Raw genomic sequence first — 2,729 nt, forward strand, 5'->3', positions numbered from 1 at the left:
GATTATATCAAGCATTAAAGGTTGCTGAACAACAAAAAGGTGAAGTACTTATTATCGATGACGCCTTGATTAATAGTGCCTATGCCAGTGCAGCAGGACAAGCTTTTATCAAAGCTATGAATGATGACTTTAATAGCTCAACGGCGATTAGCGTCTTATTTGGTCTGGCACGTGACATCAACAAAGCCATCAAAGCTGAAGAGATAGATACGGCATGGCAGTTGGCGCAGCAACTAAAAGCGTTGGCGCAGGTATTGAATATTTTACAACAACCCGTGCAGCAGTTTTTGCAAGCAGTGATTGGTGATGAGGCAGAAGATGGTTTTACCGATACTGCTATTGATGGCTTGATCATCGAGCGTGCAGATGCGAAAACCAATAAAGACTTTGCCCGTGCTGATGAGATACGTGTGCAGTTAAAAGAGGCCGGTATTGAGCTTGAAGACAGTCGTGCTGGCACCACTTGGCGCCGTGCTTAATTTGAGCATATATTTTTTGCGCTTGTCTATTCTCAAACATTAATAAATTAAGCCAGCTTCGAGCTGGCTTTTTTTTGCATACTACATTAAGTTAAAGCATACCAAACGCATCTTTTACATGCATTCCCTTTGTAAACTAGTGGTTTTGAAAATATGAATACTCTCAAAAATAGTACCGTTGACGGTCATGGTACTGCAATGGATTTTGACTATGGTTGTCGTCTCGATGTAGAGCGACATAGTATTCACTACAACGCACTGCACGTGATCTTAGGTTTTTTTATTATAGTCATAAGTGCTATCCATGTGCCTGCTAATGCGGCAAACAATAACGATGAGATAAGCGCGAATGAGCAAACTCGTTCACAAGCAGCCAGCAAGCCTGACAATTTAGCTGAGTATGCCGTTCAGAAAATCAATACCATCAAGGATGAAAGCGTTAATATCTCTGGTATTACCGAAGAGATATTTGATCCCACTGAGCGTAGCGTGGTACAGCAGGCTGGGACGTTACAAGGTGACATGGGACTGACAGGGGAGTATAGCGAGAGTTATTACTTACTCAATAAGCTCAATGTAGGACTGCCACCATTAGCAGAGCCACCAAATTTGGCGACGCCGCTTGCGACCTTGGAGTTTTTTCAATCAGCAGTGATGAAGCAGCAATATGACTTGGCAGCTTATGCGCTCAATATGAATTTAATCGATGAGGAAAATCAGCGTAGCCGTGCGCTTGATTTGACAAAGCAACTTGATTTTTTGCTATCCGAAACAGAGTTGTATGTATTCGATGACATGCCAGACCGCCCCGATGGTCTGATTGAACCGCCGCTCGGTAATAATAGCAGTGTCATGGGTATTCCTAGACGCTCCATTCAACTTGGCTATATTGAGTATCGGGAACGCCGTGTCCCTATGTACTTGGAGCGGGTACGAGTAGGCGATCAAGCCCCCGTCTGGATATTTTCTGCGCAGACAGTCGGCAATATTGACAATCTTTATGAGCAATATCATCCAGCAGAATTTGAGCGTTACCTGCCCACTTGGTTAAAATTACAGTTTTTTAGTATCGCGTTATGGGAATTTTTATCGTTAGTGCTATTTTTCTCATTGACCATGGGCGTAGGGTGGTTACTGAGTAAAAGCACTGAAAAAGTCATTAGCTACTATATGGACGATGAAAAATACAGCATGTCTGGCAGCAGAAACAATGGTGTGGCAGATTTGGTCAGTAAGCTGACTGTACCTTTGACGTTTACCATCAGTTTTTCGCTCGTTTTTACCTTAGTCTCTGGCGGATTTCCTTATCTAGACGCAGTGGCTTCGTCAACCCGTCCACTTATTTGGGTTGGGCTGGTATTGAGTGCCATGTGGCTAGGTATACGTATCATCAACTTTTTTTCTAACCGTTATCAAAACATGCAGATTGAAAATCTGGCAGAAGAGCACTTTGATAAGGAGCGAAGTCGCCGCACTTATGTGTCGATATTTCGTCGCTTTTTCATCTTTGCCATGGTGTTGGGTAGTATCTGGATAGGTCTGAGTGAGTTTGCCAACATGGAAGGTCTTGGCACAACTTTACTAACTTCGGCTGGAATTGCTGGCGTGGTCATCGGTATAGCAGCTCAACCAATACTGGGTAACATCATGGCTGGGGTACAGGTGGCAGTGACGCAGCCCGTACGGATTGGCGACAGTATAATAATGGATGGCAACTTTAGTACCGTTGAAGACCTGCGTTACACTTATGCGGTACTAAAAACATGGGATGAACGTCGATTAATCGTGCCGATGCGCGAATTGATCACTGAAAGGGTAGAGAACTGGTCACATACAGAAGTACATCAGATCTGTCCTGTGTTTTTATATATCGATTATGGCGCAGATATTGACGCCATTCGCCAGCAGTTTATATCGGTGGTTAAAGACAACAAGCTTTGGGACAACAAAACTGAGCCTGAAATATTTGTAGTTGAGGTGACGGAAAGCACCATTCAGCTGCGCGGTGCTGTTTCAGCGGCAGGTCCCATAGAAGCATGGACGCTGGCTTGTGAGATACGTGAGCAGATGCTTAACTATCTTTACCGTGAACAAAAACGCTATTTACCCGCTGAGCGTATTATCTATCAAGAAGCAAATCTCAAAGAAAAAACGACTAGTTAAGCATTTTCTTTGTCAGGTTGTAGTTCGTTTATGCTTTGGTCTCTCAAGTAAGTATTGACTAAAGTTTATTAGTTTATGGATTTATTA

The 2,729-nt window shown here is 43.3% G+C and carries 2 protein-coding genes; both read left to right on the top strand.

Features of this window, described 5'->3' with window-relative positions; translation table 11 throughout:
- Window positions 1-479: DALR domain-containing protein (locus tag VLN09_RS09140; RefSeq protein WP_325245810.1), on the top strand; the 479-nt coding region annotated here is incomplete at its 5' end.
- A 153-nt stretch (window positions 480-632) separates the two neighbouring features.
- Entirely contained in the window at window positions 633-2,642 is a 2,010-nt protein-coding gene (locus tag VLN09_RS09145) for a mechanosensitive ion channel family protein (protein WP_325245812.1), read from the top strand.
- Window positions 2,643-2,729 lie beyond the last annotated feature (87 nt).

Source organism: Psychrobacter sp., assembly GCF_035469765.1.
In the GTDB taxonomy this organism is placed as follows: Bacteria; Pseudomonadota; Gammaproteobacteria; order Pseudomonadales; family Moraxellaceae; genus Psychrobacter.